We start from the raw sequence: 24,378 nt of genomic DNA, 5'->3' as shown, positions 1-24,378 counted from the left end.
TGATAAACTGAGCCCTCCCGGACCTTACTTTTTACCGCCTGCTCCAACTTTTGACAATCGAATTCCTGACGTTGCGGAGAATACAGTGATCACAGTCCTTGCCGTGCACTTTTCGGTGGCTGTCCTCGCGCCCTTCCTCTTCAGGCTCTGGGGCCGCAACGCCTTTTACGCGCTGGCTGCCGTTCCGGCTGCTTCCTTCGGCTGGCTGGTGTTCCAGCACGGTCCCGTCTACTCAGGGTCAGGGGCCGTCACCGAGGCCTTGGACTGGATCCCCAGCCTCCACCTGGAATTCGCCTTTCGCATGGACGCACTGGCTTGGGTGATGTCACTGCTGGTGCTTGGCGTCGGCGCCCTGGTGCTGGTTTATTGCGCCCGGTACTTCAAACGGAAAGACCAGGACCTCGGCCCGTTCGGCGCCCAGCTGCTGGCCTTCGCCGGTGCCATGTTCGGGCTGGTCACCGCCGATGACCTGCTGCTGCTGTTCATCTTCTGGGAACTGACCACCATCCTGTCCTACCTGCTGATCGGCTTCGCCCGGACCAGGCTTGCCGCCCGCCGGTCCGCCCTCCAGGCACTGATGGTCACCACTGCCGGCGGCCTGGCCATGCTGGTGGGCCTGATCATGCTGGGCTACACCGCGGGCACGTACCGTATCTCCAGCATCCTGGAGCAGGCTTCCACACTGGCGTCCGGACCGTCCGGCGCCGTGGTGGGTGCCGCCGTCGTGCTCATCCTGGTGGGTGCCATCACCAAGTCCGCGCTGGTCCCGTTCCACTTCTGGCTCCCCGGCGCCATGGCCGCGCCCACCCCCGTCAGCGCCTACCTGCATGCCGCCGCCATGGTGAAGGCCGGCATCTACCTGGTGGCGCGCCTCGCTCCGGGATTCTCCGCGACGGCGTACTGGCAGCCCGTGGTCCTGGGCCTGGGCCTGGCCACCATGCTGGTGGGCGGCTACCGGGCACTGCGGCAGACCGACATCAAGCTGATCCTCGCGTACGGCACCGTCAGCCAGCTGGGCTTCCTCACCATGGCGGTGGGCCTGGGAACGCCCGACGCCGCGCTGGCGGGCCTTGCCATGCTGCTGGCCCACGGCCTCTTCAAGGCCACGCTCTTCCTGGTGGTGGGCATCATCGATCACCAGTCCGGAACCCGCGACGTGCGCAAGCTGTCAGGGGTCTTCCGTTCCTCCCGTGCGCTGGGCATCGTGGCCGGCATCGGTGCCGCGTCCATGGCGGGCGTTCCGCTGCTGGCCGGCTTCGTCGCCAAGGAATCCGTGCTGGAGGCGTTCGTGCACCACGCCGCGGACCCGCACTCCGGACCGTGGGGCACGGTGGTCCTGGCTGGGCTGGTGGTGGGGTCAATCCTCACGTTCGCCTACAGCGCCCGCTTCATGTGGGGTGCCTTCGCGGTCAAACCCGGCGTGGACCCCATCCCCTTCAAAGCCATCCGGCCCTCCTTCCTCGCCGCCCCCGCCGTCCTCAGCGTCCTGACCATCGTGTACGGGCTCTGGCCCGTGCCGGTGGACGCCTGGATCCAGCCGTACGCGGCGCTGTTCGCTTCCACAGCGCCCGACGCCGGCACTCCGGCCGCGCAGGCGGGCCACCTTGCGCTGTGGCACGGACTGACCCCGGCGCTTGGGCTGACGGCCGTCACCTTCGTGCTTGGCGCGGCCATGTATCTTGGCCGCGACGCGGTGGCCCGCGTCCAGTCCCTGGTCCCGGCCTGGGTGGACGGCGACCGTGCCTACCAGCTGACCATCGGCGCCCTGGACGACGTGGCCGTCTGGATCACCGGCCGGACCCAGCGCGGCTCACTGTACTTCTACCTTGCCGTGATCCTCAGCGTGGCGTTCGTCCTGCCGCTCACGGCCATCCTCCTGGGCGGCAACCCCCTGCCGCAGAACGTCTACCTGGTGGATCCCAACTCCCCGCTGCAGCTTGTGGCCGGGGTGGGCATCGTGATCGGCGCCCTGGCCGCCGTCAAGGCGAACAAACGCTTCCTCGCTGTGCTGATGGTCTCCGTGACCGGGTACGGCATCGCCCTGGTGTTCGCCCTGCAGGGCGCTCCGGACCTGGCGCTGACCCAGATGCTGGTGGAGACCATCATCCTGGTGGCGTTCGTCCTTGCCATGCGCAGCCTCCCGCCGGAACTGCGGGACCGCACCGGCGGCAAATACCGGGTGGTGCGCGTCATCATCGGTTTGGGTTTCGGCGCCACCATGGTGTTCGCGGCCATTTTCGCCATGGGCGCCCGGACCGCCCTGCCCGTATCACTGCAGTTCCCGCAGCTTGCCTACGAGGGCGGCGGCGGCCTGAACGTGGTCAACGTGACCCTGGTGGACATCCGCGCCTGGGACACCTTCGGCGAGATCAGCGTCCTTGCGCTTGCCGCCACCGGCGTCGCCAGCCTGATCTTCGTACGCGGGCGCGGCGACCGGCTGCAGCGGTCCGCATCCGTTGCCGAGGGCACGGTGGGACGGTCCCACGGCGTGGATCCCGGCTCCCGCGACGGCGCGGCACTGGCCATCAGCCGCAGGTTCGCAGCCGCAGCCCGGGATCCCTGGATCGTCGCGGGCCGCACCCTGGCCCCCGAACGGCGCTCCATCATCTTCGAAGTGGTCACCCGGCTGCTCTTCCACTCGATGGTCATCTTCTCGCTCTACCTGCTGCTGGCCGGCCACAACCTGCCGGGCGGCGGTTTCGCCGGCGGCCTCACCGCCGGCCTGGCGCTGACCATCCGCTACCTGGCAGGCGGACGCTTCGAACTGCGGGAGGCGGCGCCACTGAGCGCCGGCGCGCTGCTGGGCACCGGCCTGGCCCTGGCCGCCGTGTCCGGCGTGGTGCCCCTGCTGCTGGGCGGCCAGGTGTTCCAGTCCGCCATCATCCAGGTGTGGCTGCCCGTCTTCGGGGACATCAAATTCGTCACCTCCACGATCTTCGATATCGGGGTGTACATCGTGGTGGTGGGGCTGGTGCTTGACGTGCTGCGCAGCCTCGGGGCCGAAATTGACGAGCACATGGAGGAACGATCGGCGGCCGCCCCACACCAGGACGAGCCGGACATCGACCGCCCCGGGCAGCCGGAACTGGAGGCTGAACGGGACCTGGAACCCCCGCTGGAGCCCGACACCGTCCCCGCCGAGACCACCGCAAAGGGCCACGCATGAGCGTCAACCTGACCCTGCTGATCGTCATGGGCGCCCTGTATGCCTGCGGCATCTACCTCATCCTGGAACGCAGCCTCACCCGGGTCCTGCTGGGGCTGATGCTCCTGGCCAACGCCACCAACCTGCTGATCCTGGCCACCGGGGGCTATGCAGGACTGGCGCCGCTGTTCGCCAAGGACACCCCGGCACAGGACTACAGCGACCCGCTCCCGCAGGCCCTGATCCTGACCTCGATCGTCATCTCCTTCGCCGTCACGGCGTTCATGCTCGGCATCATCTACCGCACCTGGCTGCTGGCGCGCCAGGACGACATCCAGGACGACCTGGAAGACCGCCGCGTGGCGGCGACCCCCAGCTTCGACGCGGAGGACGACGCCGAAATTCCGGCGGAAACCTCCGAGTTCCCGCTCACCATGCTGGGATCGGACGGCCGGGACGTCTCAAACCATGCAGCGTCCAACAACAACGCAGATCTGCAAACGGACCAGCCGGTGGCCACGCTTGTGGCCGGCGGCCGGGAGATGCCCGCCGAACACGCTGCCGCGGAGGAAAAGCCCGGCTCACTCAACGTCGACTCCGGCCCGGAAGGAGGCGGAAAGTGAACATCGCAAGCTTTGCCCCGCTCGCCGTCGTACTTCCCATCCTGGGCGCTGCCCTGACCTTCCTGCTGATCCGGCATACCCGGGCCCAGCGCGCGGTGAGCATCGCCCTGCTCTCGCTGACGCTGGCGCTCGAATGCCTCCTGCTGGCATCGGCGTGGAACGGCGGGACCGCTGCCGTGGCCATCGGCGGCTGGCTGCCGCCGTGGGGCATCGTGATGGTGGTGGACCAGTTCTCGTCCCTGATGCTGGTGGTGTCCTCCGCCGTGAGCCTGGCCGTGCTGGTGTATGCCACCGGGCAGGGCATGGCCGACGGCGACCAGGACGCCCCGGTCTCGATCTTCCACCCCACCTACCTGATCCTGGTGGCGGGGGTGTCCAACGCGTTCCTGTCCGGGGACCTTTTCAACCTGTACGTGGGCTTCGAGATCCTGCTCACGGCAAGCTACGTCCTGATGACGCTGGGCGGCACCGGGCCGCGCATCCGCGCCGGCGTCACCTACGTGGTGGTGTCCGTGGTGTCCTCGGTGCTGTTCCTGATCTCCATAGCCATGGTCTACGGCGCCACCGGAACGGTGAACATGGCGGATCTGGCCATCAAGCTCGGGGACCTGGACCAGGGCACCAGGACCCTGCTGCACGTCATGCTGCTGGTGGCCTTCGGCATCAAGGCCGCCGTCTTCCCCCTGTCCTTCTGGCTCCCTGACTCCTACCCCACGGCGCCGGCCCCCGTCACCGCCGTGTTCGCCGGGCTGCTCACCAAGGTGGGTGTGTACGCGATGGTCCGGACCGAGACCCTGCTGTTCCCCGGGGACACCCTCAACACCCCCTGATGGTGGCGGCGCTGCTGACCATGGTGGTGGGCATCCTTGGTGCCCTGGCCCAAAGCGACATCAAGCGGCTCCTGTCGTTCACCCTGGTCAGCCACATCGGGTACATGGTGTTCGGCCTGGCCATGTCCTCCGTTGCCGGGCTGGCCGCAGCGGTTTTCTACGTGGCCCACCACATCACCATCCAGACCAGCCTCTTCCTGGTCACCGGCCTGATCGAACGGCGGGGCGGGAGTTCCTCCGTGGACCGGCTGGCCGGCCTGGCCAAACTGTCGCCCATGCTGGCGATGCTGTTCTTCGTTCCGGCCATGAACCTCGCTGGCATCCCGCCCTTCTCGGGGTTCCTCGGCAAGGTGGGCCTGATGCAGGCCGGCGTTGAGCTGGGCACGCCACTGGCCTACGCCCTGGTGATCGGCGGGGTGGTGACGAGCCTCCTGACCCTGCTGGCCGTTGCCAGGGTCTGGAACCGCGCGTTCTGGCGCAGGCCCACCGACGCTGAGCATCCGGATCCGGTGCTCCTTGCCAGCCCGGCCCGGGTGTCGGGACCGGGCGCCAAGCTGAACACCGTGACCCTCCTGCCGCGCACCATGGTGGGCCCCACCCTGGGCCTGGTGGCGCTGGGCGTTGCCCTGACCGTCTTTGCCGGGCCGCTGTTCGGGCTCTCGGACCGGGCAGCGCGGGACATGCTGGACCGGACCCCGTACATCCAGTCAGTCCTGGGCCCTGATGTCCCGGTTCCCGCCACGCCTGCCGTGGGAGGTATGCGATGAGCCGCAAACGCATCTCCCTGCGCCAGGAACTGCCTCTCCTGGTCTGGCTGGTGATTGTCTGGGGCGCCCTGTGGCAGGACTTCAGCCCCGGGAACCTCCTCTTCGGTGCCCTGCTGGCAGTGGGCGTGGCCCGGTTGTTCTACCTTCCGCCGGTGGAGCTCAGCGGCCGGTTCAACATCCTTTACGCGGTTCCCTTCGCGCTTGCCTTCGTGGGCAAAGTGGTGGTGGCCAGCGCCCAGGTGCTGTACCTGGCCACGGTCCGCGGCCCCAAGGTGACCAACGCCGTCGTTGCGGTGGGGCTGCGCAGCCACCAGGACCTGATCGTCACCGCCACCGGCCACGTGATCTCCCTGATCCCGGGGTCCCTGGTGGTCGAGGTGGACCGCTCCACATCCACCCTCTACCTGCACGCGCTCAACATCGCCTCCAAGCAGGACGTGGAGGGCCTGCGGAACGAAGTCCGGTCCATCGAGGCCGGCCTGATCCGCATCATGGGCAGCCCGGAGGAACTCGAAGCCGTCCGAATGGAGGCCGCCACGTGATGCATGTTGTCCTGGCTGTTACAGCCGTCATCTTCTCGCTTGCTGCGGCCGGTGCCATCATGCGGATCGCCCGCGGCCCGTCATTGCTGGACCGGGTGCTGGCGGCCGACGTCCTCCTGGCCATCCTGGCCGGAGCCCTGTGCATCGACATGGCCGTGAACCGGCACCTGAACAACCTCATGCTGGTGGTGGCCATTTCCATCATCGGCTTCATCGGGTCCGTCACCGTGGCCCGTTTTGTGGCGGACCGAAGGGTGAAGCCCGATGAATCCTGACTTGTCCGGTCCCGACGGCTGGATCGACGCCGTCTCGGCAGTATTCATGGTGGTGGGGGCGCTCATGTCCCTGGGCGCCGCCATCGGCCTGCTCCGCTTCCCCGACCTGCTGAGCCGCATGCACGCGGCCACCAAACCGCAGGTCCTGGGCCTGTTCCTGCTGCTGGCGGCTATTGGACTGCAGATGCGGACGTGGTGGGTATGGCCCGTCCTGGTGGTGGCCTGGATCTTCCAGCTGCTCACCGTACCGGTGTCCGCGCACATGGTGGGCCGCGCGGGGTACCGCACCAAGCACCTGCACCGGGAGCTGCTCACGGCCGACGAGCTGGAGGCCGTGGTGCAAAAGCCGCCGCCGAGGCTGCCCGGAAAGACAGCCCCGACGGCGGCGGGTAATGCCGGGAGCTAGACGATGTCCTGCGACTTGGCGAAGCGGGTGATGGCGCGCTGGGTGCCGCGGTTGGCCAGCACCTGGATGATGGCGCTGACGGACGCCGAGATCAGCGCGAAGGTCAACGCCGAACGCAGGCTGGTGGGGACATCCTCGTTCTTGCCGGTGGGGGCTTTCTGCCCGGTGGTCTTCTCCCAGATGGTGTTGACCAGCTTGGTGCCGGCCAGGCCTGCGCCGAGGCTCACCCCGGTTCCGAGCAGCTTGATGAAAAGGTTCATTCCTATTACTCCTTGCGGGCGGAAAACGGACTGCCTCCAGCCTAGCCGTACGCCCGTGCCGGTCCGGGCAAGGCCGTGGCGTGCTGCAGGCCGGTTGTTGGACTAAATGGCTTGTTGGACTACTTCGCGGGCGGCTCGGTGCGGAACTTGATCATCTTGTGCGTGCCGTCGCAGTAGGGCTTGATGGCCGAGGCGCCGCAGCGGCACAACGCAACAGTCCTGCGGTCGCGGGGCACCGCGTCCCCGGATGGGGTGACGATCTCGAAATCACCCCTGACGATCAGGGGCCCGTCCGGGCAGACCACGATGGAGCCCGCGGCGGATTCCTGGTCCATGTCCGATCCTGTTCCGTGCTGTCCGGGTTTCATGCCTGCACCGCTTTCGTCTTAGTCATGCTGCCGCCGGCACGGCCGCCCGCAGCGATGATGCCCCGGCTTCCCATGAGGACATCAGATGGGCGGACAGCCGGCCGTCGAGGGCCATGGCGGCAGTGGCCCCAAACAGGACGTCCGCGAGGAGTTCCGGTTCGGCTTCGACGAGGCCGCCGGCGAGGTCCCGGCCTGCGATCTGCTCGTGGACGGCGTCGGCCTCCACATGCTCATCGAAGTAGTGGGTGACGTCCGCGCCGAACCCGTGCCGGCGGAATCCGTTGCCGTAGAACCGGTTGGGCTGGGAGGAGGTCATCTCGTAGATCGCCAGGTGGCCGGTGATGGCACCCCGGAGCCGCCGGTTCAGGCCGCACAGCGACATGAGGTTGACGGACGCGAGGGAGACGGCGGGGACGGCATCCACGTACGCGCCGTAGCTGACGTCGAGGCCCAAACCGCGCATGGTCCGGGCGAACAGCGCGCTGTGCATGCGCTCGGGGCGGCCGCCGCCGTATTCATCCGCCTGGATTTCCACCAGGGCCGCCTTGGGCCGTCCGCTGAGCCGCGGAATGGCCCACGTGTGCGGGTCGGCTTCCTTCAGCTGGTACATGGACTTGTGGATCAGGAACTCCCGGAGCTGGTCCAGGCCCGCCTTCCTGGCGACGTAGCGGGAGACGCTGGGCCCGGTGTCCGTGGCTGCGAGGCCGAACAGGACGTCGGCTACCTGGTCGCTGGTCAGGGCACCGGCAGGCAGTTCGAAGTCTGCGGCGGCCCGGTGCGCGGCGGCACGGAGGGCTGCCTCAAACGGTGCCTCGACCAGCTGCCGGACCCGGATTAACGCCGGCTCCCACTCCCAGTCGTCGGAGACGCCGGCCAGGCCGGAATAGTGGAGCTCGTAGAGGCAGAAGAGGGCCAGCTGGATGTCCTCGTCGCCGATGATGTCACTAGTGCCGGCCACCTGCCCTGCCGCCAGGTGGTACAGCCCGTCCAGCCCCGTCCCGGCTTCGGCCGGAGCCTGCGCAAGGAGTGCGAACAGGGCGTTGCTGAGGGGGCCTCTGGATTCCGGGATTCTCATGGTGCTCCTTGGTCTGCCGCGCTGGTGACGGGAACGAACGCGGGACCGCCCATGGTGACTCCCATGCCCTGTCCTCCTCGAAACCCGCGAACCAATATAGTAAGCATGATTACTAATAAAAGCTAAGCAGGCTTCCTGTTGGCTGCAGGTCAACCGGCGCCTAATCCCGCAGCGACGACCCCAGGATGTCGCGCAGCGCCTCAACCACCAGGTCATGGTCCTGCAGCTGCGGCAACCCGGAGACGGCGACCGTGGCCACGGCGCCCACGCCGGTGACGTAGATCGGAAAGGCGCCGCCATGGGCTGCATACCGGGATTGGTCGAACCAGGCGTTGTCCTCGATCCGGCCGCCGCCCAGCCGGCCCCGCAGCCCCACCAAAAGCGACGGCACCTCGTACCGGGCGGCAGTGCGCTGCTTGGCGCGGATCCAGTGCCCGTTGTCCGGCGTGGCGCCCGGGAGCGCGACGTGGAACAGGACCTGCTCGCCCTTGGTGATGTCGATGGCTATGGGAAGGGACCGCTCCTTGCCCAGCTCCACCAGGAGCAGGCCCAGGTTCAACGCGTCATCCAGCGAAAAGCCGGGGAACTGGAGCTCCCGGACCTCCGCCTCGATGCGGGCGATCGACGCTTCCAGCGACCCCTCCAGCTGGGCGTCGGCGGAATCAGGATCGAATCCGGTCACATCCGGTGGAATGGCGCTCATGGCCCTCAATCTACCCCCGCCAGGTGTAAACTTGACCACGCCCGGAAGGGCAGTTCAAAAGCCTTACCCATCCAAAAGCACCACTAATAACGACAGGGGAGCGCCGCCGTCGGACATCCTGGCACAAGCCGGGCACCGCAGGTGGGCGCTGAGAGTGCGGACAGCCGCAGACCCTCGAACCTGATCCGGTTAGTACCGGCGCAAGGGAGTCGAGTTCTCAAAGTGCCGCGGCTGCACGGCAACAGCCGTCAGCCGGGTCCACTTTCCCCTCCTGTTTCCCAGGAGGATCACATGAGTACTGCAGCAATCAAGAAGACCACCAGTAAGTCCTGGCGCGTCGTGGACATCGTGGTCGCCGCGCTGGTGGCCATTGCGGGCGGCGTCATTTTCTGGGCGTGGGACCAGGGAGCAGCCGCGCTTTCTGCCCCCATGAATGCCGCCTACCCGCCCCTGACCGGGCTGCTGGCGGGCGGCTGGATGATTCCCGGCGTGCTGGGAATGCTGATCATCCGCAAGCCCGGGGCCGCCCTGTTCTGTGAAACCGTGGCCGCCACCGGGGAACTCCTCATGGGTTCCCAGTACGGTGCCTCGGTCCTCTTCTCCGGCTTCATCCAGGGCCTCGGCGCGGAAATCATCTTCGCCATCTTCGTCTACCGCAAGTTCAACCTGCCCGTCTCCCTGCTGGCAGGCGCCGCGGCTGGATTCTTCTGCGGACTGAATGACTCGTTCGCACCGTGGGGCTGGAACATCGCCTACTCCGGTGCGGACAAGCTGGCGTACATCGTGCTGACCACCCTCTCCGGCGCCATTCTCGCCGGCGCCCTGTCCTGGCTGGCCACGCGCGGCCTGGCGCGTACGGGCGTGCTGAGCTCCTTCGCTTCGCGCAAGGCCGCCACGGAGCCTGTCTTCTCCTGATGGCACCAGCCCAGCGTGACGGCGGCACCGTCCGCCCTGCCGCCGTCACAGCCCGGGGCTGGGGGTGGCGGCACGCCGGCAGGGCCAAGCCTGCCGTCCATGCGCTTGACCTGGACATCAGCCCGGGGGAGCGGGTGCTCCTGCTCGGCCCCTCGGGTGCCGGGAAGTCCACGCTCCTGCACGCGCTCGCAGGGGTGCTGGGGGACATCAACGACGACGGCGGCGAGGCGGGGGACGCCGACGAGTCGGGTTCGCTGCTGGTTGACGGCGCCGTGCCCCGCGCCCAGCGCGGGCGCGCCGGACTTATGCAGCAGGACCCCGAGACGCAGGTGGTCCTGTCGCGGGTGGGGGACGACGTCGCCTTCGGTGCCGAAAACCTTGCCGTCCCACGGGAAGCAATCTGGGCGCGCGTGCACGAGGCGCTTGCCGACGTCGGACTGTCCCACCTGCCGCTGGACCACCCGACGTCGGCCCTGTCCGGCGGGCAAAAGCAGCGCCTGGCGCTGGCCGGCATCCTGGCCATGCGCCCGGGCCTGATCCTCCTGGATGAGCCAACCGCCAACCTGGACCCGGACGGCGTGCTGGAGGTCCGCGATGCCGTGGCGCGGTGCCTGGACAAGACCGGGGCCACGCTGGTGGTGGTGGAGCACCGGGTGTCCGTGTGGAAGGACCTGGTGGACCGGATCGTGGTCCTGCAGCCGGGCTCCGCCGCGGATCCTGCCGTACTCCTGGACGGGCCGCCGGACCGGGTGCTCACGGAGGCGCGGGCCATGCTGGCCGCCGCCGGTGTGTGGGTCCCCGGCTACGTCCCGGCAACCCGTGCCCGGGCGGTGGTCCCGGCCCCCGGCACGGGAAACCTCCTGCTCGCAGCCGAACAGTTGGCAGTCTCCCGCGAACGTCCCCGACGCAAGGGCTTAAGGAAGATCCCGCCGTCGCCGGTCCAGGAAGGCCTGGCCGCGCAGGTGCGCGCCGGGCAGGCGCTCGCCGTGACGGGTCCCAACGGCGCCGGTAAGTCCACTTTCGCCCTGACCCTGGCAGGGCTGCTGGAACCGGTGTCCGGAAAGGTCTCCGCCACCATGGACCTGAGCCGCGGTGCCGGCATTGACCCGTACCGGTGGAAGGCGGATCAGCTGATTTCCCGAGTGGGGACGGTGTTCCAGGAGCCGGAGCACCAGTTCGTGACCGGCAAGGTGCTTGACGAACTGCTGTTCGGCCCCCGGCACCTGGGCCACGGCGGGGATCGGGTGGACGAACTGCTGGAGCGGCTGCGGCTCACCGCGCTGGTGGACGCCAACCCCTACACGCTCTCCGGTGGCGAGAAGCGGCGGCTGTCCGTGGCCACCGTCCTTGCCGCCAGCCCGCAGGTCCTGGTCCTGGATGAACCCACGTTCGGGCAGGACGCCAACACCTGGGCCGAGCTGGCGTCCTTCCTGTCCGAGCTCCTGGATGCCGGCACTGCCGTGGTGTCCGTGACCCATGACGCCGAATTCACCCAGGCCTTGGGCGGGGCCGAACTGCGGATGGCCGCGGCGGAAGCGGTGGCGCCATGAGGCAGCAACTCACCCTGGGCGGCAACCATGCCCTCCTGGTCCGCGCCAATCCACTAAGCAAGTTCGCTGCCGTCCTGCTGATCACCGCCGTCCTGGCGCTGTCCATCGACTGGGTTTCGGCGTCCGTGGCCCTGGTCTTTGAGCTTCTGCTCTTTCCCCTGGCCGGGCTCACCCTGTCCCTGCTGTGGCAGCGCGGCTGGCCGCTGATCCTTGCCGCTGCCGTGGGGGCTGGAGCACCTCCATCCTGGCCCCGGACAGCGGCCGGATCCTGCTCGACGCCGGGATCTGGTCCATGAGCGAAGGTTCCCTGCAGCTGGGCATCGGCTTCCTCCTGCGCGGCTTTGCGATCGCCCTTCCGGCCGTGCTCCTGATGAGCTGCACCGATCCCACGGACCTTGCCGACGCGCTGGCGCAGAAGGCGCGCCTGCCGCACCGCTTTGTCCTGGGAACGCTCGCCGCGATGCGCCTGGTGGGGCTCATGGCTGAAGAATGGCAGACCATCGGGATGGCCCGGCGTGCGCGCGGCGTGGGTTCGCGCGGCAGCGTGGCCCAGCGGGTGAAGGCCACGCTGGGCCAGAGTTTCGGGCTGCTGGTACAGGCCATCCGCCGCGCGTCCAGGCTTGCTGTGACCATGGAAGCCCGCGGTTTCGGCGGCGGCAACCGGACCTGGGCCCGGGAATCCACGTTCAGCGCGCTGGACCTTGGGGTGGTGGCCGGCGGTGTCCTGGTGGCCGGCCTCGCGCTATTTGCTGCCCTGGCCGCCGGGACCTGGAACATGGTGTGGCTGGGCAGTTGATGTTGGCGGTCCGGCCCAGGTGATTCCTATCGCATGCAGTGGGTAGAGGCTTCCCCGATGCCCCGTACCAGTGCCCGATCAGGGCCCGCCTAACTCATTTATGATATATTTGCGGGTATGACGCAGGAGACCGCTGAGCACGTTGCCGCCATGTTGAGGGATGCCCGGAGCGAGAAGGGCTGGACCCAGGGCCAGTTGGCCGCCGAGCTCGGCACCAGCCAGAGCGCCGTTGCCCGGATGGAGCAGGGCAAGCAGAACCTGAGCCTGAAGATGATCCAGAGGCTGGAGAAGATCTTCGACCGCAGCATCGTCAACGTCGGCAAGCCGCAGATGACGCACCTGCGGGTGGAGGGCGGCCGTACCCTCTCCGGTGCCGTGGATGTCAACAGCAGCAAGAACGCCGGCGTCGCCCTGCTGTGCGCCAGCCTGATCAACCGTGGCACCACCGTGCTCCGCCGGCTGGCACGGATCGAGGAAGTCAACCGCATCGTCGAAGTGCTGACCAGCATCGGCGTCGAGTGCACCTGGCTTAACGACACTGACCTGCGTCTTCGCCGCCCCGCCGTCCTGGACCTGGAAGCCATGGACGTTGACGCGGCGCGCAGGACCCGCAGCGTCATCATGCTGCTGGGTCCCCTTCTGGATGAGTCGCGGGAGTACCGGCTGCCCTACGCCGGCGGCTGCGACCTCGGCACCCGCACCGTGGAACCGCACATGCAGGCGTTGCGCCAGTTTGGCCTTGCCGTGGAAGCCACGGCCGGTTTCTACACGGTCCAGGCTCCGCCGGCGGACGCGCAGGACCGCTCCTTCGTCCTCACCGAACGCGGGGACACCGTCACCGAGAACGCCATCATGGCCGCGGCGCACCGGCCGGGAACCACCGTGATCCGCAACGCCAGCCCCAATTACATGGTGCAGGACCTGTGCTTCTACCTGCAGATGCTGGGCGTCACCATCGAGGGCGTGGGCACCACCACCCTGAAGATCACGGGCCGGCCCGACATTGACGCGGAGATCGAGTACTTCCCCTCCGAGGATCCCATCGAGGCGATGAGCCTCATCACGGCCGGCATCGTCACCAATTCCGAGGTCACGGTGCGGCGGGTGCCCATCGAGTTCATGGAAATCGAGTTGGCCACCTTGGGCCAGATGGGGCAGAAGCTGGAAATTTCGGGCGAGTACATGGCCCGCAACGGCCGCACCCGGCTGGTGGACGTGACCACCAAGCCCTCCGAGCTGCATGCCCCGGAGGACAAGATCCATCCGATGCCGTTCCCCGGGCTGAACATCGACAACCTGCCGTTCTTTGCCGTCATTGCCGCGAACGCCGATGGCCAGACCATGATCCACGACTGGGTCTACGAGAACCGCGCCATTTACCTGACAGAGCTGAACAGGCTTGGGGCGCAGGTGCAGCTACTGGATCCGCACCGGATCTACGTCAACGGGCCCACCAAGTGGCGCGCCGCCGAGGTGGGCTGCCCGCCTGCGCTTCGTCCGGCCGCCTGCCTGCTGCTGGCCATGCTCGCCGCCCGGGGCGTGTCCGAACTGCGGAACATCTACGTGATCGAGCGTGGCTACGAGGACCTGGCGGAACGCCTGAACACCATTGGCGCCAAGGTGGAGTACTTCCAGGACTAGCATTCACGGTTCGTCATGAATCGCCGGGGCCCCTCGAATGCCGGACAAGTATCGCAGAATGTTCGTATGCGTACTTTTGGCGTAGAGGAGGAACTCCTGATCGTTGATCCGGAGTCCGGGGAACCCCTTGCCCTGGCCGACGCCCTCCTGGCCGGCCACCGCGTTGCGGCTGACGATCTTCCCGTGGACCCGGAGGTCCACCACTCCGGAAAACAGGCGGATTACGACGACGAGATGGGCTTGAGTGCCGAGCTGAAGCTTGAGCAGATCGAGACCCAGACCCGTCCGTGCCTCGAATACGGGAGCCTGCTCGAACAGATCCGCGCGGGCCGCGCCCTGGCGGACCAAGCCGCCAGGAAGCATGGCGCCAGGGTGGCGGCCCTCGCCACCTCGCCCTTGGCCTCCACCACCCACACGACGCCCGACCCCCGGTACGCCAAAATGCTGGAGCGCTTCGGCCTCACCGCCCAGGAGCAGCTGACCTGCGGCTTCCATGTGCACACGTTCATCGAATCGCCCGAAGAGGGCGTGGCGGTCCTGGACCGGATCCGCGACAAGCTGGCAGTGCTGACGGCCCTGAGCGCCAATTCGCCCTTCTGGAACGGCGTTCCAACCGGGTTTGAAAGCTACCGGACCCAGGCCTGGAACCGGTGGCCCACGGCGGGCCCGGCCGGTATTTACGGGACGTACCCTGCCTACCGGCGCGTGGTGACGCGGCTGCTGGAAAGCGGCGTCATGCTCGATGAGGGCATGCTGTACTTCGACGCCCGGCTGTCCCGCAACCACCCCACCGTCGAGGTTCGCGTGGCGGACGTCTGCCTTCGTGCCGAGGATGCAGCGCTCATTGCCGTGCTGGTCCGGGCGCTGGTGGAATCCGCCAGCAGGGAATGGCAGGCCGACGTGGATCCTGCGCCGGTTCCCACCGTCCTCCTCCGGATGGCCTCGTGGCAGGCCAGCAGCGCCGGGCTAAGCGGTGAACTCCTGGATTTTGGGAATTTCCGGCCCGCACCGGCCGCGGACGTGGTCCGGTCCCTGGTGGATTACCTGGCTCCCGTCCTGTCCGAACAGGGGGAACTGGCACTGGCACGGCAGGGGGTGGAGGACATCATCGCCCGCGGAACGGGAGCCGCCGAACAGCGCCGCGCCCGGGACAAGGCGCTGGCGGGACCGCCCCCGGAGGACATGGGGTTCGGCGCCGTGGTGCGGCAGGCCGTCAACGTGACCATGCGGGATGCCCTGGACCTTGCTGACGTGGAGGGCACGCCCGAACTGCTGCGGGTCCGCCAGAGCTGACCTTCGATGCGCATATCCATTCCCGACGCGCAGATTCCTCTTCGCGGCCCATATTTGGTGCGCGCCAGGGAATCTGCGCATCGAGAGTGAGGAAGCGCGTCGCCCGGACCCAGAGGAGCTAGGGCTTCCCGCGCGGCTAGATCTGCTTGAGTGCCTGTTCCAGGTCGCGGAGGAGGTCCTCCGGGTCCTCGAGCCCCACCGAGAGCCGCACCACGCCGTCACTGAGCCCAATGGCGGCTCGCCCTTCCGGCCCCATGGCGCGGTGCGTGGTGGTGGCGGGGTGCGTGATCAGGGACTTCGAATCACCAAGGTTGTTGGAGATGTCGATGATGCGCAGCCCGTCCAGCAGTGCGAAGGCCGCTTCCTTGCCGGAGCGCCCGCCGGAGGGAGCCAGCTCAAGCGTGAGGACCGTACCGCCGGCGCTCATCTGCCGTGCCGCCAGGTCGTACTGCGGGTGGGACTTGAGCAGCGGGTACTTCACCCAGCTCACGGCGGGCTGTTCTTCCAGCCACTCTGCGAGCCGGAGCGCCGTGGCGGAGGAATGGTTCACGCGCAGGCTCATGGTCTCCAGGCCCTTGGTCAGGACCCAGGCGTTGAACGCCGAGAGTGCGGGCCCGGTGTGGCGCATTAGCTGTTTCACGGGACCGTCGATGAACTCCTTGGTGCCCAGGATGGCGCCGCCCATGACCCTGCCCTGGCCGTCGATGTGCTTGGTGCCGGAGTAGACGATGACGTCGGCGCCCAGGTCACCGCAGCGCTGCAGCAGGGGAGTGGCGAAGACGTTGTCCGCCACCACCTTGGCGCCGGCGGCATGCGCAAGTTCGCTGACCGCGGCGATGTCCACGATCTCCTGCATCGGGTTGGACGGGGATTCGAAGAAGACGGCGGTGGTGGGCTTGGAGAGGGCCTCGCGCCACTGGTCCAGGTCCGGCCCGTCCACGAAGACGGTCTCCACGCCCCACCGGGGAAGGATCTCGTTCAAAATCACGAAGCACGAACCGAACAGCGACCGGGCGGCCACCACCCGGTCGCCGGCAGCCAGCAGGGCACCAAGCGCGGTGAACACCGCGGACATGCCCGACGCCGTCGCGAAGCAGGCTTCGGTGCCTTCCAGCAGCCGGAGCCGCTCCTGGAAGGTGGCCACGGACGGGTTGCCGTAGCGGGAGTAGACAAAGCGTTCGTCCTCGCCGGTGAAGGCGCGTTCAGCTGCTGCCGCGGATTCGTAGACGAAGCCGGAGTTCAGGAAAATGGCCTCGGACGTTTCCTGGAAGTTGGTGCGGTCCAGCCCGCCACGGACAGCCTGGGTGTCGGGGTTCCAGCCGGGGGCGTCTTGGTTGAAGGTCACTTAGTTCTTTCCGAGGTTGGTGGGAAGGCCGCGGTTTTTCCAGCCGTTGACGGTGCGTTCGCCATAGCGGTCCGGCTCGCCTTCAAAGCCCTCCAGCACGTTGTAGGAGGTGAAGCCGGCCCGGGTGGCCGCGATGGCTGCCGCGATGGACCGCTGGCCGGAGCGGCACAGGAACACCAGTTCGGTTGAACGGTCCTCGGGCGCCTGCTGGCTGAGGTCGTTGATGAAGTCGGGGTTGGGGATGCCGCCGGGGAAGGTCCACTGGATGAAGAGGGGGTCGTTGTCCGTGGCCTTGGTGTCCGGAATGCCGATGTGGGCCCATTCGCCCTCGGTGCGGACGTCCACCAGGATGGCGCCCTGTTCCAGCTTCTCCCATGCTTCCTGGGGCGTGAGGTCTCCCGCGTAGCTCATGCGTGGCCCTCGCCGTCGAACTCGCCTTCAAATTCGGCGTCCAGTTCATCCACTGCGGTGGCAACCGCGGCATCGGCCGAGGCGATTGCCGCCGGAAGGACCACTGCCTGCGCCACGATCACGCTGGTGCCATTGAAGGTGGCTGCCGGGCTGCCGTGCAGCACATAGCCGTCGGCCAGGGCCGTGGAGATCCGCTCGCAGAATGAACGGTCATCCGGGCCGGTGATCAGGCGGTAGGACAATTTTTCGTCAGGGGCAGGTGCGTCAGACACGACGGATCTCCTTCTTTCACGCTTGCAGCTCGAATCGGTCGATATGCCGAGTATTCACCTGAGGCACCCCGCCGCGAAAGGGAGGGTTGCCGACCGGCCAGTCAGGGCTTCACACCGGTACTCATTACTCCCCAAAAACGTAACATCTGCCGCGCCAAGCCGCACCGCCGCCGTCGTCATGTTCCGTAATTGAGCAGCGCTGAAGGGAGGCGCGGGGTTGAAGGAAAGCGCGACGGCGGACATCGCCGCAGGTGGGCGGCCCGCCACGTGCCGCCCGGGGCCGCGGGGCCGATAAAGTTCTTACCGGGGCGCCGCCCCGTCGTCACAGCAATGAGCACCGGGGGTCCTGTCAGCATGCGGGCAAACACATCGCGCCACCAGGCCGCCATCCGCGGGACCCGCCGGCCGTCCATCGGGGCGTTCCTGGCCGCGGCCATCGTCAGCCTCCTTGCCCTGCTGGCGGCTGCGCCGGCGCATGCGGCGGACGCTGCGCCGGAGAAGGGAAAGCCCTGGCTGGGCGCGGTGCTCGAGTGGGGCGAGGACACCGCCGCAGGCTTCAGCGGCCGGCTTGGTGCCAGTCCGGCCGTCTTCGGCCACGACATCACCATCCCCTACCGCGATTCGGAACGGAACGACCTTGACGGCTTCCTTCAGCAGGCCGCGTCCCTAGGCGCCCACGCCCTGCTCACGGTGAAGCCGTCAGTGCCCCTGGACCAGCTCGGCACCGCGGAAGCGGAAGCATTCGCAGCGCAGGTGCGCGACCTTACGTCCGGGTTCAAGGGGCAGCTGCTGATCCGGTTCGCCCCGGACATGAATGCAAGCTGGGTGGCCTGGGGCCAGCAGCCCGCCGCGTACCGGCAGGCCTTCAGGGCTGTGGCGGCAGCGTTCAAGAAGTACGACGGCGGCCGGGCCACCTTGGTGTGGGCGCCTTACCTGGGCAAGGACTACCCCTTTGACCGCAACCGGGATGCCCCGCAGCCCGGAACCGAAGGCTTTTCCCTCCTGGACACGAACGGCGACGGGGCCTGGAACTCAAGCGACAGCGCCTACGCCCCTTACTACCCGGGCGACGACGCAGTGGACTGGGCGGGGCTGGCCGCCTATCACGACGACACGGCCGGCGGCCCCGCCGTCAACTCCCAGCCGAGGGCCGGCGAGCTCCAGGACATGCTGACGGCCTCCGGCGGCGAAAACTTCTACGGCACCTATTCCGAGGGGCGCAACAAGCCGTTCCTCCTCCAGACCTCTGCTTTCTACAGCCCCGCGTCCGGCGGCGCGCAGGAGGCGGACATCAAGGCGGGCTGGTGGGACCAGGTGGTGGGAACTGCCACTTCCCCAGCTTTTGCCGGGACGGCCGCCGTTGTCTGGGACGAGCGCACCAGCACCAGGGATACCGGCGTGGCGAGCATCAGCTGGCTGCTCACGGGACAGGCGGGCATCGCCAAAGCGGCCCTGGACAGGCTGAAGGCATCGCCAATGGTCACCGGGCCGGTCACCGAAGTGGCATCCGGGAGCACCTACGTCCGGGCCAACACGCTCTCCGGGGCTGCCGCCTGGACTGTTGCCGCCGCCATGGCCATCCTCCTGGTGGCCCTGTGGCAGATACCCCGCCGGATCAACGCAGCCACGGCCTGGGGCTACCAGGATCCCTCCGCCAGGGACTCGCGCATCGATCTGCTGCGCGGGATGGCCATCGTCTTTGTGGTGGTGAACCACCTGGGCATGGCATCGCTGTTCCAGCTGCTCACCCAGGAGGCCGTGGGCTTCGTGTCGGGTGCGGAACTGTTCGTCCTGTTCTCCGGACTGGTGGTGGGCATGGTGTACGGACCCAAGGCCAGGGAGGACTTCGGGCAGGTGGTCGACCTCACGACCCGCCGCGCCGGCAAGCTCTACCTGACGGCGCTGGCCGTGCTGATCGGCGTCTTCCTTCTGTCCCTGCTCCCGTTCTTCCACACCGAGGCCCTGACCACGTTCGTGGACCAGGGGACCGGTGGCGCCGGGCACAACGGGGCCGGCCGGACCTACGACCTCTATTCGGGCATGTCATCGCTGTTCCAGTTCCCCGTCCCGCCCCAGGTGCTTCCGGCCATCGTGCTGCTGCAGTTCGGTCCCTGGCAGTTCAATGTCATGGGGCTCTATGTGGTGCTGTTGCTGGTCAGCCCGCTGATCCTCGCGGCGCTGAACCGCGGAAAGGCCATCTGGGTCGTGGCGGTGTCGGTTGCCGTGTATGCGGCAGGTGCCATGACCAGGTTCCGGATCCTGCCCTCGCAGTTCGAGGACTCCTTCCCGCTGCTGGTGTGGCAGGTGCTTTTCGTGCTTGGGCTGGTTGCGGGCTACCATCGGCGCAGCATCACAGCGTGGCTGTCGCGCCACACGTGGGTGGTGGTTGCCTGCACCACGGCAGCATTCGCTTTGGCCTTCCTGTCCTGGGGCAACCCCTACCTGGCCAACGCCTATGACGTCCGACTGGCGCTTCTGCCGGATGCGTCCTACCGGGCAATGTATGACGCCTTCTTCGGCCGGACATACCTGGCCCCGGGCCGGCTGCTCAACGTCCTGGTCCTGGTGGTGGCTGCGTACGCATTCCTCGGTGCTTACTGGAAACCGGTGGACCGGGCCCTGGACTGGTTCCTGGTCCCGCTGGGCCGGGCCACGCTGTACGTCTTCATCATGCACGTGGTGCTGATCGCCGTCGTGGCCAACATCCCGGCCCTGCAGCAGCAAAGCATCCTCCTCAACACCGTGGCCTACGCCGTGGTCCTGGGGCTGCTCTGGGTGATGGTCCGCACCAGGTTCCTCTTCCGGATCATCCCTACCTAGCCGGGGGCATGAAAAACGCTGCGGCACGGGCGTGCCACAGCATTTGATCATGTACCACCCGGCTGCCCGGTGGCCTCTTACGAATCCGGGGGTCTCAGACGAGGCCCGGGTAGCTGGTCATGATGTAGTCCGCAGCGGCAGGACCCTTCATGCGCAGCCCGTTGCGGCGCGGCGGGATCCGGTGCTTCATGGCTGCCCAGAAGGTGGACTCGGTGCCGGCCGGCTGCTGGTTGAGGAAGCACCAGCTGGTGTACAGGCCGTAGAGGCGGTCGCGGTCCATGCTGGAACCAGCGGCGTGGTCGGGGTAGGTGGCTTCGTGGAGAAAAGTATCGAACTGCGAATGTGCCATGATGGCTTCCCTTCGCTAAGTGCTCGGCGCCGCCGTTCGGCTACAGCAGCAAGATTTGATGCCCTGCACATGGCCATCGAATCTATAGGTTGGGTCCCGTGAAAAGCATCCGGGGCCTCAGCGTCGTCAGCGCCTGTCTACGATGTAGACTTTACTCGTAGACTACAAGTAAGGCAACCGTCTCGATTAATCCGGGCCGCCACTTCCACCGCTAGGACAACACCATGAATCCCCCGCACGCTTCCGGCCGCACCCCCGCCAAGGCCAGGCTGAGCAGGGAGGTCGTGCTGGCCAAGGCCCTGGAACTGGTTGATGCCGAAGGACTGGATGCACTGACCATGCGCCGCCTGGGGCAGGAGCTTGGCCGGGACCCGATGAGCCTGTACCGCTACGCCGAGAACCGCGCCGCGCTGCTGGACGGGGTTTCTGAGCTGGTGCTCAACCAGCTTCCGATTCATCCGGAGGACCCGGATTGGAAAGCGCAGCTGCGGAGCATCGCCCACAACCTGCGGATGCTGGCGCTCAAGCATCCCAACGTTGTCCCCCTGCTGGTGACCCGGCCCCTCTCCACGCCGCTGGGCATGCGTCCGCTGGGCACGTTGCGGCCACTGGAGCAGATCCTGACCCTGCTGGTGGCGGCAGGATTCGAGCCGGCGGATGCGCTGCACGTCTACCGCGCCTACTACGGCTTCCTCTACGGGCACCTCCTGAACGAACTGCAGGAGTACGTGGTGGACCCGGAAGAGAACGAGGTGCTGCTGCGGCTGGGGCTCCACCGGCTGCCCGCGAAGGAATTCCCCCGGCTGCGTGCGCTGGCGCCGGCGTTGGCTGACTACGACGGCGCCAAGGAGCTTGACCAAGGGCTCACCATCCTGCTGTCCGGGCTGGAAGCCCAGCTTTCACGGCAGGCGGCAGGCTCCAGCGCCTGACGGAGCGGCCGTGTAAAGGCGTGGTCGTTGAGCGGCCGCTATTCGAATGACGCCCGGCGCCGGTCCTGGAGGCGGGTGTTCCAGACGTCCGGCCGGTTCACCTGGAACCTGCGTCCGGTCAGCGCCTTGGCGTTCAGCCTGACGTAGTTTGCCTTTTCGCCGGGCTGCCACGGCTCCAGGCCAAGGCTGTCCACCGCATCTTTGACGGCCTGGTCTTCGATGATCCCGGTATTGCCCCGCGCCACCACGCTCCAGGCCAGTTCGGTGGTGGGGTCGTAGCCGTCGATCTCCAGTGCGGCAGGGCGTTCCATTTTCGCGTCCCACAGTTTTGAGCCGGGTGCCGTGCGGAAGACGATGCTGCGCAGGTGGACAACGTAGTTCACGGGGAAGATTTCCGGATGTCCGTCCACCACGATGGCCAGCCTGCCCACCGTGTCGGTGTCAAGGAGTTCCCAGCAGTCGTCAAAGGACAGTTTTTCGATCGGCAGCTTGTGCGAGTCCATGGTGCACACCTTACGGGTGATGCCGGGGCGGGAAAAGGGCCGGCCCTGCCTGTTGCGGGCTAATGGATGCCGGCGAAAAGTCCGCTCAGTTCTGTGGTCAGCTCCTTTTGCACAGACGGGGTGCCGATCTCCCTGCCGTCAATCCGGTTCACGGGCGCCAGCAGGCGGACACTGGAGATCAGCCAGACCGCGTCTGCGTCCAGGAGGTCCTGTGGCACCAGCGGCCCGTAGCCCAGTTCCCAGCCCGCCGCCTTGGCGGCAGCAAAGAGAGCCCCCTGTGACGTTCCAGGCAGGATGCCGCTGTCCAGCTGTGGTGTGATGAGGCGCTTCACTGTTGTGCCGTCGTCGGACTTCTCCACATGCGCCAGCAGCACCGTGGAGGTGGGCCCTTCCAGGACCCGGCCATCGGAGGACGTGAAGATGACGTCGTCGGCGCCCTGTTTATGCGCGTGGCGCAGCGCTGCCATGTTGACGGCGTAGGAGAGCGTCTTGGCGCCCAGAAGCAGCCAGGGTGCCCGTTCGGCCACGTCACTGTCGTAGCCGCGGTCAAGGAGGATGACGTCGACGCCCGTTTCCCGCTGGCGGCGGGCGGCAGCTCCGGCCGGTGAGGCCTGGACCCAGGCGGTGGGGGCGGGCGCGCCTTCCACGCCGCGGGTCACCACCAGTTTGACCACCAGTTCATCTGCCGCCGGGTCTGCCGGCGGGTTCTCCGAACGGTGCCGGGCAACGGCAGCGGCAATGGCGCGCCGCCACACATCCTGGTCCGGGATGTCCAGGTCCAGCGCCGCGGCGGATCCGGCAAGCCGGTCCAGGTGGGCCTGCATCTTCCGCACCGTTCCCCCAACGGCCAGCATGGTTTCGAACACGCCGTCACCGCGCGTGACGCCAAGGTCCGTGACCAGCAGCTGGGGCTGGGAGGCATCCGCCACCCTGCCGTCGGGGAAGGCGGGGTCAAGGAAAACGAGAACCACGGGGGCTGGAGAGCTCATGGCACCAGCTTAGTGCGGCACCGCGGATAAGCTGGGCAGAGCGCCCCGGCCGGAAACCGTTCCCCGGGGCCCAACCTCCCCGGGAGTTATTGACGTGTTGTGGCCTTTTTCGCTTGCCGGCACCGCGCCGACGTGGGTTGTGGTGCTCCTGGGCTTCGCCGACCTTGTCATCAGGGTCCTGGCACTGGGCATCATCCCCGGCAACAGGCGGCCCACCACGGCGATGGCCTGGCTCCTGGGCATCTTCTTTATCCCATTCGTGGGCATCGCGCTGTTCCTGCTGTTTGGAAACTTCCAGCTGTCCAGCCGCCGCCGCGCCCAGCAGGAGCAGGTCAACGACCGGGTGCGGGCCGGCATCACCGCCCTCTCGGACGTGGACAGCGACTACCCCGGCCCCGAGTGGGTCAAGTCCGCCGCCGAGCTCAACCGCACCCTGGGTTCGCTGCCCATGGTGGACAACAACTCCGTTGACCTCATCCCCGGCTACCCGGATTCCATCCTGGCCATGACCCACGCGGTGCGGAAGGCGAAGAAGTTCGTCAACGCCGAATTCTACATCATGAGCTCCGACCACGTCACCAACGACCTGCTCACGGCCATGGAAGAGGCCGCCGAGCGGGGCGTGGAAGTGCGGCTCCTGTTCGACCACATCGGCACGCTGCGCATCAAGGGCTACCGGAAGCTGCTGAAGCGCCTGAGGGCCGGCAAGATCCAGTGGAAGCGGATGCTTCCCCTCCTGCCCATCCATGGCCAGTGGCGCCGGCCGGACCTGCGCAACCACCGCAAGATCATGGTGATCGACGGCGAAATCGCCTTCACGGGGTCGCAGAACCTGATCGAGCCGTCCTACAACAACCCGCGCCACCGCAAGGCCGGCCGCGAGTGGGTGGAGCTGATGGCGTGCCTGCGCGGGCCCATCGTGACCACCCTGAACGTCGTCTTCGCCACCGACTGGCTGAGCGAGACCGACGAATCCCTGGAACACCAGTTGCAGCTCCCCGCGAATCCGGAGCCCGGCCACGTCACGGCCCAGGTGGTGCCCAGCGGTCCCGGGTTCATCACGGAAAACAACCTCCGGCTCTTCAACACGCTCATCTACTCCGCGCAGCACCGGATCTCCATTTGCAGCCCCTATTTCGTTCCGGACGATTCACTGCTGTACGCCATCACCACGGCAGCGCAGCGCGGCGTCGACGTGGAGCTGTTCGTGTCCGAGAAGGGCGACCAGTTCCTGGTCCACCACGCCCAGCGCTCCTACTATGAGGCGCTCCTTGAGGCCGGTGTGCGGATCTACCTCTACAAGGCGCCGTTCGTGCTGCACGCCAAGCACTTCACCATCGACGACGAGGTGGCCGTCCTGGGCTCCAGCAACATGGACATGAGGTCCTTCTCGCTGAACCTCGAGGTCTCCGTGATGCTCCTGGGCGAGGACATCGTGAACAAGATGCGGGCCGTGGAGGACACCTACCGGGACATCTCCCATGAGCTGAAGCTGGCGGACTGGCTGAACCGGCCGCTCGCCGCGCGCTATGTGGACAACGTGGCCCGGCTGACGGCCACGGTGCAGTAGG

The 24,378-nt window shown here is 67.3% G+C and carries 21 protein-coding genes, 3 pseudogenes and 2 riboswitches; of the genes and pseudogenes, 14 read left to right on the top strand and 10 right to left on the bottom strand.

Going from position 1 to position 24,378, the window contains the following annotated elements; all coding sequences use genetic code 11:
• Positions 1-85: 85 nt before the first annotated feature.
• The 6 genes and pseudogenes from OUO20_RS15820 (at position 86) to mnhG (ending at position 6,575) form a co-directional block, all read left to right on the top strand.
• Positions 86-3,166, top strand: a complete 3,081-nt coding sequence (locus OUO20_RS15820) for a Na+/H+ antiporter subunit A (protein ID WP_268002123.1) — start codon at positions 86-88, stop codon at positions 3,164-3,166.
• A complete protein-coding gene (locus tag OUO20_RS15815) occupies positions 3,163-3,768 on the top strand; it encodes a Na(+)/H(+) antiporter subunit C (protein ID WP_268002122.1) in 606 nt (201 codons plus the stop codon). Before OUO20_RS15820 ends, OUO20_RS15815 begins: the two co-directional genes overlap by 4 nt.
• Positions 3,765-5,365: pseudogene (locus OUO20_RS15810) on the top strand (Na+/H+ antiporter subunit D). The gene OUO20_RS15815 and the pseudogene OUO20_RS15810 overlap by 4 nt, the downstream one beginning before the upstream one ends.
• Positions 5,362-5,907, top strand: a complete 546-nt coding sequence (locus OUO20_RS15805; RefSeq protein WP_268002121.1) for a Na+/H+ antiporter subunit E — start codon at positions 5,362-5,364, stop codon at positions 5,905-5,907. Before OUO20_RS15810 ends, OUO20_RS15805 begins: the two are co-directional and overlap by 4 nt.
• A complete protein-coding gene (locus tag OUO20_RS15800) occupies positions 5,907-6,182 on the top strand; it encodes a monovalent cation/H+ antiporter complex subunit F (RefSeq protein WP_018769975.1) in 276 nt (91 codons plus the stop codon). Before OUO20_RS15805 ends, OUO20_RS15800 begins: the two co-directional genes overlap by 1 nt.
• Positions 6,172-6,575: pseudogene (gene mnhG / locus OUO20_RS15795) on the top strand (monovalent cation/H(+) antiporter subunit G). Before OUO20_RS15800 ends, mnhG begins: the two are co-directional and overlap by 11 nt.
• Before the next feature lie 9 nt (positions 6,576-6,584).
• Here the strand turns inward: mnhG and OUO20_RS15790 are convergent.
• The 4 genes from OUO20_RS15790 to OUO20_RS15775 all read right to left on the bottom strand — a co-directional run bounded on the left by OUO20_RS15790 (position 6,585) and on the right by OUO20_RS15775 (position 8,994).
• The gene (locus OUO20_RS15790; protein ID WP_018769977.1) at positions 6,585-6,848 is read right to left on the bottom strand and encodes a DUF4235 domain-containing protein; all 264 of its coding nucleotides are present in this window, start codon (positions 6,846-6,848) and stop codon (positions 6,585-6,587) included.
• Positions 6,849-6,967: 119 nt separating this feature from the next.
• Positions 6,968-7,183, bottom strand: coding sequence for a CDGSH iron-sulfur domain-containing protein (locus OUO20_RS15785; protein ID WP_144600106.1), 216 nt, complete (start codon positions 7,181-7,183; stop codon positions 6,968-6,970).
• A gap of 55 nt (positions 7,184-7,238) precedes the next feature.
• The gene (locus OUO20_RS15780) at positions 7,239-8,291 is read right to left on the bottom strand and encodes an iron-containing redox enzyme family protein (protein WP_268002120.1); all 1,053 of its coding nucleotides are present in this window, start codon (positions 8,289-8,291) and stop codon (positions 7,239-7,241) included.
• Between the two features lie 160 nt (positions 8,292-8,451).
• Complete coding sequence (locus OUO20_RS15775) at positions 8,452-8,994, bottom strand: heme-degrading domain-containing protein (RefSeq protein WP_268002119.1); 543 nt, start codon at positions 8,992-8,994, stop codon at positions 8,452-8,454.
• 84 nt (positions 8,995-9,078) lie between these two features.
• Positions 9,079-9,219, top strand: a riboswitch (TPP riboswitch).
• A 66-nt stretch (positions 9,220-9,285) separates the two neighbouring features.
• On the opposite strand from OUO20_RS15775, the gene OUO20_RS15770 reads away from it, so the two are divergent.
• From OUO20_RS15770 to OUO20_RS15750, 5 genes and pseudogenes are all read left to right on the top strand, one after another.
• Entirely contained in the window at positions 9,286-9,909 is a 624-nt protein-coding gene (locus OUO20_RS15770; RefSeq protein WP_018769981.1) for an ECF transporter S component, read from the top strand.
• Positions 9,909-11,459 (top strand): ABC transporter ATP-binding protein, encoded by a 1,551-nt coding sequence (locus tag OUO20_RS15765; RefSeq protein WP_268002118.1) that lies wholly within the window; start codon positions 9,909-9,911, stop codon positions 11,457-11,459. Before OUO20_RS15770 ends, OUO20_RS15765 begins: the two co-directional genes overlap by 1 nt.
• Positions 11,456-12,255: pseudogene (locus OUO20_RS15760) on the top strand (energy-coupling factor transporter transmembrane component T family protein). Before OUO20_RS15765 ends, OUO20_RS15760 begins: the two are co-directional and overlap by 4 nt.
• 117 nt (positions 12,256-12,372) lie before the next feature.
• Positions 12,373-13,896 (top strand): UDP-N-acetylglucosamine 1-carboxyvinyltransferase, encoded by a 1,524-nt coding sequence (locus OUO20_RS15755; protein ID WP_142070475.1) that lies wholly within the window; start codon positions 12,373-12,375, stop codon positions 13,894-13,896.
• Between the two features lie 66 nt (positions 13,897-13,962).
• A complete protein-coding gene (locus OUO20_RS15750; RefSeq protein ID WP_056391918.1) occupies positions 13,963-15,189 on the top strand; it encodes a glutamate--cysteine ligase 2 in 1,227 nt (408 codons plus the stop codon).
• Between the two features lie 136 nt (positions 15,190-15,325).
• Here OUO20_RS15750 and OUO20_RS15745 read toward each other — a convergent pair whose 3' ends face one another.
• From OUO20_RS15745 to OUO20_RS15735, 3 genes are read right to left on the bottom strand one after another with little or no spacing between them, the layout of a single operon-like run.
• On the bottom strand, positions 15,326-16,534 hold the full coding sequence (locus OUO20_RS15745; RefSeq protein WP_056391915.1) for an O-succinylhomoserine sulfhydrylase: 1,209 nt from the start codon (positions 16,532-16,534) through the stop codon (positions 15,326-15,328).
• A complete protein-coding gene (locus OUO20_RS15740) occupies positions 16,535-16,945 on the bottom strand; it encodes a rhodanese-like domain-containing protein (protein WP_018769987.1) in 411 nt (136 codons plus the stop codon). It lies immediately after the preceding gene.
• Positions 16,942-17,217, bottom strand: a complete 276-nt coding sequence (locus tag OUO20_RS15735) for a DUF1737 domain-containing protein (RefSeq protein ID WP_018769988.1) — start codon at positions 17,215-17,217, stop codon at positions 16,942-16,944. The genes OUO20_RS15740 and OUO20_RS15735 overlap by 4 nt, the downstream gene beginning before the upstream one ends.
• 13 nt (positions 17,218-17,230) lie before the next feature.
• A riboswitch (SAM riboswitch) is annotated at positions 17,231-17,346 on the bottom strand.
• 225 nt (positions 17,347-17,571) lie between these two features.
• Here OUO20_RS15735 and opgC point away from each other — a divergent pair.
• Entirely contained in the window at positions 17,572-20,037 is a 2,466-nt protein-coding gene (opgC, locus tag OUO20_RS15730) for an OpgC domain-containing protein (protein WP_268002117.1), read from the top strand.
• 94 nt (positions 20,038-20,131) lie between these two features.
• On the opposite strand, the gene OUO20_RS15725 is transcribed toward opgC, so the two are convergent.
• Positions 20,132-20,386: a hypothetical protein gene (locus tag OUO20_RS15725; protein WP_018769990.1), complete on the bottom strand. Its 255-nt coding sequence runs from the start codon at positions 20,384-20,386 to the stop codon at positions 20,132-20,134.
• A gap of 224 nt (positions 20,387-20,610) precedes the next feature.
• On the opposite strand from OUO20_RS15725, the gene OUO20_RS15720 reads away from it, so the two are divergent.
• Positions 20,611-21,315 carry a TetR/AcrR family transcriptional regulator C-terminal domain-containing protein gene (locus OUO20_RS15720; RefSeq protein ID WP_056391914.1) on the top strand — a complete coding sequence of 235 codons (705 nt, stop codon included), beginning with the start codon at positions 20,611-20,613 and terminating at the stop codon, positions 21,313-21,315.
• A 38-nt stretch (positions 21,316-21,353) separates the two neighbouring features.
• On the opposite strand, the gene OUO20_RS15715 is transcribed toward OUO20_RS15720, so the two are convergent.
• Both OUO20_RS15715 and OUO20_RS15710 read right to left on the bottom strand, forming a co-directional pair.
• Positions 21,354-21,818 carry a pyridoxamine 5'-phosphate oxidase family protein gene (locus OUO20_RS15715; protein WP_018769992.1) on the bottom strand — a complete coding sequence of 155 codons (465 nt, stop codon included), beginning with the start codon at positions 21,816-21,818 and terminating at the stop codon, positions 21,354-21,356.
• A 59-nt stretch (positions 21,819-21,877) separates the two neighbouring features.
• Positions 21,878-22,807, bottom strand: a complete 930-nt coding sequence (locus OUO20_RS15710; RefSeq protein ID WP_056391913.1) for an aminodeoxychorismate lyase — start codon at positions 22,805-22,807, stop codon at positions 21,878-21,880.
• A gap of 94 nt (positions 22,808-22,901) precedes the next feature.
• Between OUO20_RS15710 and cls the strand changes: the two genes are divergently transcribed.
• Positions 22,902-24,377, top strand: a complete 1,476-nt coding sequence (gene cls, locus OUO20_RS15705) for a cardiolipin synthase (RefSeq protein WP_026265885.1) — start codon at positions 22,902-22,904, stop codon at positions 24,375-24,377.
• The last annotated feature ends 1 nt before the right edge of the window (position 24,378 follow it).

The organism is Arthrobacter sp. FX8, from assembly GCF_026723805.1.
Lineage (GTDB): Bacteria > Actinomycetota > Actinomycetes > Actinomycetales > Micrococcaceae > Arthrobacter.
This window is presented reverse-complemented; position numbering and strand designations above follow the sequence as displayed.

Coding starts and splice junctions, on each gene's coding strand:
- OUO20_RS15815 (WP_268002122.1), top strand. CDS start 3,163: ATGAGCGTCAACCTGACCCTGCTGATCGTCATGGGCGCCCTGTATGCC.
- OUO20_RS15805 (WP_268002121.1), top strand. CDS start 5,362: ATGAGCCGCAAACGCATCTCCCTGCGCCAGGAACTGCCTCTCCTGGTC.
- OUO20_RS15800 (WP_018769975.1), top strand. CDS start 5,907: ATGCATGTTGTCCTGGCTGTTACAGCCGTCATCTTCTCGCTTGCTGCG.
- OUO20_RS15790 (WP_018769977.1), bottom strand. CDS start 6,848: ATGAACCTTTTCATCAAGCTGCTCGGAACCGGGGTGAGCCTCGGCGCA.
- OUO20_RS15785 (WP_144600106.1), bottom strand. CDS start 7,183: ATGGACCAGGAATCCGCCGCGGGCTCCATCGTGGTCTGCCCGGACGGG.
- OUO20_RS15780 (WP_268002120.1), bottom strand. CDS start 8,291: ATGAGAATCCCGGAATCCAGAGGCCCCCTCAGCAACGCCCTGTTCGCA.
- OUO20_RS15775 (WP_268002119.1), bottom strand. CDS start 8,994: ATGAGCGCCATTCCACCGGATGTGACCGGATTCGATCCTGATTCCGCC.
- OUO20_RS15770 (WP_018769981.1), top strand. CDS start 9,286: ATGAGTACTGCAGCAATCAAGAAGACCACCAGTAAGTCCTGGCGCGTC.
- OUO20_RS15765 (WP_268002118.1), top strand. CDS start 9,909: ATGGCACCAGCCCAGCGTGACGGCGGCACCGTCCGCCCTGCCGCCGTC.
- OUO20_RS15755 (WP_142070475.1), top strand. CDS start 12,373: ATGACGCAGGAGACCGCTGAGCACGTTGCCGCCATGTTGAGGGATGCC.
- OUO20_RS15750 (WP_056391918.1), top strand. CDS start 13,963: ATGCGTACTTTTGGCGTAGAGGAGGAACTCCTGATCGTTGATCCGGAG.
- OUO20_RS15740 (WP_018769987.1), bottom strand. CDS start 16,945: ATGAGCTACGCGGGAGACCTCACGCCCCAGGAAGCATGGGAGAAGCTG.
- opgC (WP_268002117.1), top strand. CDS start 17,572: ATGCGGGCAAACACATCGCGCCACCAGGCCGCCATCCGCGGGACCCGC.
- OUO20_RS15725 (WP_018769990.1), bottom strand. CDS start 20,386: ATGGCACATTCGCAGTTCGATACTTTTCTCCACGAAGCCACCTACCCC.
- OUO20_RS15720 (WP_056391914.1), top strand. CDS start 20,611: ATGAATCCCCCGCACGCTTCCGGCCGCACCCCCGCCAAGGCCAGGCTG.
- OUO20_RS15715 (WP_018769992.1), bottom strand. CDS start 21,818: ATGGACTCGCACAAGCTGCCGATCGAAAAACTGTCCTTTGACGACTGC.
- OUO20_RS15710 (WP_056391913.1), bottom strand. CDS start 22,807: ATGAGCTCTCCAGCCCCCGTGGTTCTCGTTTTCCTTGACCCCGCCTTC.